Below are 6,778 nucleotides of genomic sequence, written 5' to 3' on the forward strand. Positions count from 1 at the left end.
AACGCATCGCGGAAGTAGCCCGCCTGCGTGCTGAACTCGAAAACATCGCAAACGCAAAACCATCTGAGTGGGGCGAAATGCGCGACCAGTTCCAAGCGTGGGCGCAGAACCGCGCGAGACACGCGCTTGCTACGCCGAACAGTCAATTATAACAACCGAGTTGGCATAAATCATGAACTTGAAAAAAGCTTTCTTTGAAGCCGTCGCTCTTCGGGATGCAGCCAAGAACACGGGCCGCACTTACTGGGCATGTCTGGTGAAGTTCTACCAGTTCATCCGCAAACCGGCCTCGCAGTGGACGGGGCCGGACGTGGAAAGATGGTTGATTGAACTCCACCGGCTCGACTTTGCGCCGAAGTCACGAAAGCAGGCGCTCTGCGCTCTGGTGTTTTGTTTCAAGCACGTGCTGAAGCGCGATCTCGGCACGCTGAATCTGCCGCCAATGCCAAAGGAGCGACAGACGCTCAAGACGATTCCAACGCGCGAGGAACTCGGACGCATCTTTGCGGGACTGCGCGGTCAGGTGAAGCTGATGGCGGGGCTGATGTATGGCAGCGGGCTGCGCATCGGCGAGTGTTGCAAGCTGCGCGTGCAGGACATCGACATCGAGGCACGCACGGTGCGCATCTGGAATGGCAAGGGTGACAAATCACGCCTGACAGTGTTGGCGGAAGCGGTAACCCCGTCATTGCGGCGGCATATCGAATGGCGGCGCTCGTTGCATGAGATGGATGCGGCCAATGGCTGCGGTCTGGTGGAGCTTCCACGCCGGCTCGCGATGAAATACAAATCCGCCCATCGCGAACTGCGCTGGCAGTGGCTTTTCCCTTCCACGGTCATTCGCGGACAATATCGCTGGCACACGACGGACGAGAGCGTGGCCAAGCAGATGCGCGCGGCGGTGAAGGCAGCCGGCATCATCAAACGCATCACGCCACACACGCTGCGCCATGCCTTTGCCACGCACGCGATGCAATCGGGCAACGATCCGCGCACCGTGCAGGATTTGCTCGGTCATGAAAATTTGACCACGACGATGATCTATCTCCATGCCGATGCCGCGCGCGGCTTCAGTCCCATGGATGTCGCACCGCCAAGGATCGCGGTGAATGGAAGAAACAACCTGATGATGCTGGCATGAGCGCCGCCGATCTCATTAACCGATTGAAACCGATTCTGGAGCGATGGCCTGCTGGCATGATCGTCTGGCATCGCGCGGATGGAAAGCGCGGGGTGATCTGCGAGCACACGCTCGACGGGCTGGGCTGCGTGATGATCGTGGTGTGCTTTGGGGCCAACAGCTCTTGGGACAAGTGCCTGGTGCATGAACTCAGTGCCGTGAAAATCAGCGACGGCACGGACGGCGACGAATGGAAGGACGCTGAAGCAACGGGAGGGACGGAGCAGAAGGGATGATGAACGGCAATGATGCAACCGGGAACCAGGAACCGGAAACCAGGAACGAAGAGCAGCCGCCCGTGGTGCGGACGGAGCTGGGGCTGGAGGTGCCGGTTGTCCCTGGTGAGGAATACCGGGAGCACACGGCGGAGCGGTGGAAGGAGCGTGACCGGGCCAGCTATGACTTCTGCCTGCATTTGATTCGCGATCTCGGCATTGTGAATCGCTCGGAACTCACGCGGCAGGTGGACGCCCACCGCGCTGAGCGGGGGGTGAAAGGAATCTCGCGCAATTGCATCATCGCGCTGATCAATGATCCTCGCGAGTTTGCGCCGGGTGAGATCACGGAAATCATCGCGCGGCAATCCGCGCTCCTCACGATGGAGACGGTGGGTGCGGCGAGGGAGATCGTGGAAAAGGCCAAGAGCACAAAGGACCTCGGCGCCATCGCCATGACGATGACCTCGGCGCTCAATGTGAAACAGATCACCAGCGGCGGGCCGACGAAGATCGAGGAGAAACGCCACCGCTTCAGCGTCGAAAACTACGAAGAGCTGCGGCGCAATCACCTCCAGCAAGCGGCGGCCATCGAAGCGCCCACGCGCGTGCCTGCGCCGGTGATTGATGTGGCGGTGGAGGCTCCACTGAACACTGAACACTGAACACTTCCTCCCTCCCATGCTCCCTGCTCCCTGCTCTCAATTTTCCACCCCCGACCACGCAGCCATGCAAGCCTGGGTGGCGATGCAGACGGAATCGCCGGTGGTGCCGCTGCTGACGGTCGAGGAATTGCTGGCGAAGGGGCCGGCCATCGCGGCGGAGCTGCTTCAGGCGCGCGAGGAGGCGATTGAGAACATGAGCGCGCTGCCGCTCTCGCACGCATGGGAGCCGGACATCTGGCGGCGCATCGACCTGCGCGTGGCGCGCAAGCGTCTCGAGCATCCGGGCCGCGTGCTGAAGGTCTTTGTCAATGGCGGGATGCGCCCCGGCAAATCGTTCTCCTGCGCGCGGCGCAAGGCGGCGCATTTCTGTTACACGGAAAAGGCGGTGGTCTTCGCGCTGGCGGATACGCAGCACACCAGTCCGAAGCTTCAGCAGCAGCCCATTGAATTCTTCCTGCCGGAAGAGGTGAGCCCCACGAGTGGCAAGCACAAGACCACGAAGCACGAGCGCTTCAAATTCGCGGGAGGCCATTTCACCAACAATGAATTCTCGCTGCGCTTCCCGGTTGTCGATGAGACGGGCCGCACCTTCCACGGCGGCGGGGATTTCTCCTTCCGCTTTTTCCAGCAGGACATCAGCACCTTTCAGGGCTTTGAACTCACGGGCGCATGGAGTGACGAGCTGGTGCCGCTCACGCATGTGAAGGCCATCCATGAGCGCATGGCCACGCGCGCGCAAGATACGAAGCGGCCGGAGTTTCTGTATCGCATCGAGCAGGCCATCAAGATTCTGGAGGCTGGCAAGCGGCTGCCGCCCGCGCTGCTCGGCGCGCTCTACCATGGCGTGCATCTGGTGAGTTTCACGCCTTACACCGGCTGGAATGAAACGGTGAACTGGTTCCTGCACGGCGCGGTGAAAGAGGAATTTGAGATCGCGCCCGATCTGGTGGGCAAGCCCGGTGTGCGAGATCCGCGCGTGCCGCGCTTTGCCCAGCCGAAGGACCCGACCGCGCTGGTGGCCTACGTCTTCACCAGCGACAACAAAATCAAATCCGGCTACGAGGAACTCAGCGCCGGACTGCGCAATGCACCGGAGAAAGAGGTGCGCATCAAGCTGTATGGCGATGTAGACCGCGATCAAAGCGCGTGCTTCTACAACTTCGAGTCCGCGCACCTGTGTGATTGGGCCGACATCCCGCGCGAGGGCACGCTCTATGAGGTGATCGACCCCGGCAAGGTGAAACCGCCCGCCGTGGCGTGGTTCCTCGTGGATAAACTTGACCGCATCTGGCAGGTGCAGGAGTGGCCGTGCGAGAGCATCACCATCAGCAACATGCTGCCCGGCGCGTGGGCCGTGCCGAGTGAGAGCAATCGCCTCAATGGCGATGAAGGCCCGGCCTATAAGCTGCGGCTCGGCTGGAAGATCGGCCGCATGGTGTTTGAGATCTGGAAGATGAGGCGGCGCATTCTGGAAAAGCTGGCCGAGAGCGGCGAGGAGTTCAAAGGCCGCATCATCACCGGCCCGATGAAATGGGCCACGGCCTTTCCTGATGGCTCACAGGAACTCGATGGCAATTTCATCGAACCGTGGGTGACGATCATCGATCCACGCGGCGGCAAGGAAGAGATCGAGGGCGAGACGCTGCGCGAGAAATACGACGGCTGCGAGCACGGCATCCCGAGCGAACTGGAGCCGCCAGCCTGCACCGATGAAGATGGCGTGCGCCTCATCCTTGATGCCCTGGCAGACCGCATCGCGGGCGAGACGCCGCGCGTGCGCATCAACCGGGAATGCACCAACACGCAATTCATGTTCACCACCTACACCCAGGCACCCTTCACCGACACCACCCGCGCCAAGGATGAGGCGTGCGTCGAGTGGTTCGATCTGTGGAAGTATCTGCTCAAATACGGAGCTGATCATGTGGATGCCCAATCCCTCATGCCGCTGGGCGGGATCGTGCGCTAATGCCTGTCATTTTCCCCAAACCTTAAATCCCTGCTTGTCAACTCCCATGAATGAGACTTTACTCCCGCCCGGCGAACTGGAGGCCGTGAGAAGAAAGTTCGGGCACTCACTGCTGCGGCAGGAGACACTCGCGCTCATCCAGATTTTCGTCGCGTCCGAGGCCAAGGCCCGGACCTACATCGAAGGACCGGACGCGTGTTTGAAACCGCTGCCCAAACAGAAGCCGACCGACTGGAACCGCTGGTCGCGCGATCATATCCTCGCCGAACTCAATCCGATCCACCGCTGACCCTCCCATGAAAATCCAATCGTCCGATGCGTGGCAATTTGTCGAGCCGCGCGAAGCGCTCGACCTGCAAAAACTTCAGGACTGCGTGCGCGCCGATGCGCGGGCTCTGGGGCCGTGGCTGACGCAGATGAACAACAACCAGGCCATCCGTGATTGCATCTGGCCAGGCCAGAGTCCCGATGGGCGCAAGCGATCATCAACCCTCGGCCGTGAAGCGGACCCGTATGAAGGAGCGAGCGACGCGCAGGTGTTTGCCGTCGATGAAGCGATCAATGAGACCAAGGACGTGATGATGGCCGCGCAGCGCGCTGGCAGGCTGGAGGTGCAGGGTCGCAATGCCAACCAGGATGAGGGTGCGGCGCTGATCACGCCGGTGGTGCAATACGTGCTGGGCACGCAGATGGCGGCTGACGTGGTGCCGCAATCGAAGTTGTGGGCGGATTTCATGCTCGATCACGGCCACGGCTTTCTTTACGTCGGCTGGCTGACGGCTCGGGAGCTGGAGGAGCGCACGGTGAGCGTGGAGGATTTGCTGGGGCTGGCGCTGGGGATGACGAATGACGGAACGCCCGCTCCTGCGCCTGCCTCACCGGAGATGGCCGCGCAGGCGGACACGGAACTTTGGGATTTGATTCTCGATCCTGAGCGGCGGGAGCAGTTGATCGGATTGCTCATGGGCTACGACCCGGAGATGACGAAGGCGGAGGCGGGCCGGGTGGCCACGCAATTGAAACGCAACGAGGCGGCCACTTACTTTGCCCCGTATGTGCGCGAGAGCCGGCCGACGTGGGAGGCGCTGTGCCTGGGCGCGGATCTGACGATCACTCCGGCGGCGATGATGGACTTGCAAAAGGCTCCGCGCGTGACGCGCTGGCATTGGTGGACGGAGGCGCAGCTTTACGATCTGGCGCAGATGCAGGGCTGGGACGCGGCGGCGCTGGAGAAGGTGGCGGCCAGTCCCGGTCCGATGTGGAGCGAATGGAGCATGGCGGATATGCCGTCATGGATTGGCGGCACGCTCGGCGTGGGCGCTTCCTTCAGCATTCAGGATGTGCGCGAGGCGCGTCTTTATCACGTCGCGGAGACCTGGGAGCGCCGCCCGACGAAGGCTGGCCCTTCCGTGCTCACGCGCACCATTCATCACGCAGCATCGCCGGACAAACCGCTGCATCACGGGCTGGTCAAGGACCGGCACGGGCGCATTCCAATCATTCCCTTGCAGCGCGAGGTGAAGAGCAAGCTGCTGCTCGGCAGCCGCGGCATGTCTCAGGTTGGGCAGGGTTTCCAGAACAGCCTGAAGCTGCATTTCGACGCGCTGGATGACAATACCGACCTGCGGATGCGCCCGCCGATCAACGTGCCGCAGGGCCGGTTCAAGGTTGAGCAGGGCAAGGCCGCCGCGCCGCTGCCCATCGGCCCGTGGAAGCAGATGCCCTTTCCGCGCGGGGAAAAGGAGAATCTGTCGTTCATGGATGGCCTGCCAGATCCCGCGCCGAGCATCGAGATTCAGAAGGCGCTGCGGACAAACATGCGGCGCTACTTTGGCCTCGTGGACGCCGAGGTGCCGCCGACGGTGACGCAAACCCGGCAGCAGGAGATGGCTACTCTGTTCATGGCTGGTCTGGCGGAAGCCATCGATCTGACCGTGCAACTCTGCCAGCAATACATGGACCCCATTGTGGAGGCCGAGGTGGCGGGCATGGCCGTGCCGCTCAATGCCACGCGCGAGCAGATTCAGGGCCGCTTCAAGTTCAAGCTCAGCTATGACGTCAAGGAACTGGACATGGATTTCCTCACCAAGAAATTCAAGATGCTCTCCGAGATGCTGCAATTCGATACCGGCGGCGCGGTGCCGCGCGGGGAGTTGATGAGCTACGTCTTCGGCGCGGCGGACCCGGTGCTCTCCCAGCGGCTCAAGATCGACACCAGCGGCGGCGCGAATGACGCGATGAATGATGAGAAATCCGTCATCGCCGAGCAGGTGGCCGGGCACCGGATCACCGACCGCTACAACAGCCCCGGCGCGCGATTGCAGGCACACTGGGAATGGGTGCGCAATCCGCAGGTGATGCAGATGCTTGCGGCCAATCAAACGCTGCTCATGCTCGAAGTGGGCCGCGCCGAGCAACTGGAAATGCAGCTTGAGCAGCAGACGCAAAACAAGGTCACGGGCCGCACCGGTGCGCCGAGCGAGGCGCCGTGGGAGGAAGGCGGCAAATATAGCGACTGGCTGAAAATGACCTTCGGACTGAAGGGCGCCAGCCAGGCTGGTGGGAATGTGGTGCCGATGAGTCAAGCCGCATGAAACTCTTCCCCACACCCCAACACCCGCGCGTGATCCTGCCCTCGTTGCTCGTGGGCGAGCCGATGGATCAGAAGCGGCTGGAATCGGAATTGCGCACCCATTTGAAACATCCCGGCGTGCAGGCGCTTATCCAGATTCTCGAGACCGGCGCGGCC

Annotated in this window: 6 protein-coding genes; all 6 read left to right on the plus strand. The window is 61.9% G+C overall.

The window, feature by feature from the left end; genetic code table 11:
• Positions 1 to 172: 172 nt before the first annotated feature.
• The 6 genes from ACILSL_RS26370 to ACILSL_RS26395 are packed head-to-tail and all read left to right on the plus strand — an operon-like array spanning position 173 to position 6,623.
• The gene (locus ACILSL_RS26370; protein ID WP_395735065.1) at positions 173 to 1,141 is read left to right on the plus strand and encodes an integron integrase; all 969 of its coding nucleotides are present in this window, start codon (positions 173 to 175) and stop codon (positions 1,139 to 1,141) included.
• Complete coding sequence (locus ACILSL_RS26375) at positions 1,138 to 1,416, plus strand: hypothetical protein (RefSeq protein WP_395735066.1); 279 nt, start codon at positions 1,138 to 1,140, stop codon at positions 1,414 to 1,416. The genes ACILSL_RS26370 and ACILSL_RS26375 overlap by 4 nt, the downstream gene beginning before the upstream one ends.
• Positions 1,413 to 2,060 (plus strand): hypothetical protein, encoded by a 648-nt coding sequence (locus tag ACILSL_RS26380; protein WP_395735067.1) that lies wholly within the window; start codon positions 1,413 to 1,415, stop codon positions 2,058 to 2,060. Before ACILSL_RS26375 ends, ACILSL_RS26380 begins: the two co-directional genes overlap by 4 nt.
• A gap of 16 nt (positions 2,061 to 2,076) precedes the next feature.
• Positions 2,077 to 4,029 carry a hypothetical protein gene (locus ACILSL_RS26385; protein WP_395735068.1) on the plus strand — a complete coding sequence of 651 codons (1,953 nt, stop codon included), beginning with the start codon at positions 2,077 to 2,079 and terminating at the stop codon, positions 4,027 to 4,029.
• 46 nt (positions 4,030 to 4,075) lie between these two features.
• Complete coding sequence (locus ACILSL_RS26390; RefSeq protein ID WP_395735069.1) at positions 4,076 to 4,318, plus strand: hypothetical protein; 243 nt, start codon at positions 4,076 to 4,078, stop codon at positions 4,316 to 4,318.
• Positions 4,319 to 4,325: 7 nt separating this feature from the next.
• Positions 4,326 to 6,623 carry a hypothetical protein gene (locus tag ACILSL_RS26395; RefSeq protein WP_395735070.1) on the plus strand — a complete coding sequence of 766 codons (2,298 nt, stop codon included), beginning with the start codon at positions 4,326 to 4,328 and terminating at the stop codon, positions 6,621 to 6,623.
• Positions 6,624 to 6,778: the final 155 nt, after the last annotated feature.

Origin of the sequence: Prosthecobacter sp., from assembly GCF_044222345.1 — a bacterium.
GTDB lineage: Bacteria > Verrucomicrobiota > Verrucomicrobiia > Verrucomicrobiales > Verrucomicrobiaceae > Prosthecobacter.

Bases quoted from the DNA above. Each gene is read 5' to 3' on its own strand.
- ACILSL_RS26370 (WP_395735065.1), top strand. From the start codon at position 173: ATGAACTTGAAAAAAGCTTTCTTTGAAGCCGTCGCTCTTCGGGATGCA.
- ACILSL_RS26375 (WP_395735066.1), top strand. From the start codon at position 1,138: ATGAGCGCCGCCGATCTCATTAACCGATTGAAACCGATTCTGGAGCGA.
- ACILSL_RS26380 (WP_395735067.1), top strand. From the start codon at position 1,413: ATGATGAACGGCAATGATGCAACCGGGAACCAGGAACCGGAAACCAGG.
- ACILSL_RS26385 (WP_395735068.1), top strand. From the start codon at position 2,077: ATGCTCCCTGCTCCCTGCTCTCAATTTTCCACCCCCGACCACGCAGCC.
- ACILSL_RS26390 (WP_395735069.1), top strand. From the start codon at position 4,076: ATGAATGAGACTTTACTCCCGCCCGGCGAACTGGAGGCCGTGAGAAGA.
- ACILSL_RS26395 (WP_395735070.1), top strand. From the start codon at position 4,326: ATGAAAATCCAATCGTCCGATGCGTGGCAATTTGTCGAGCCGCGCGAA.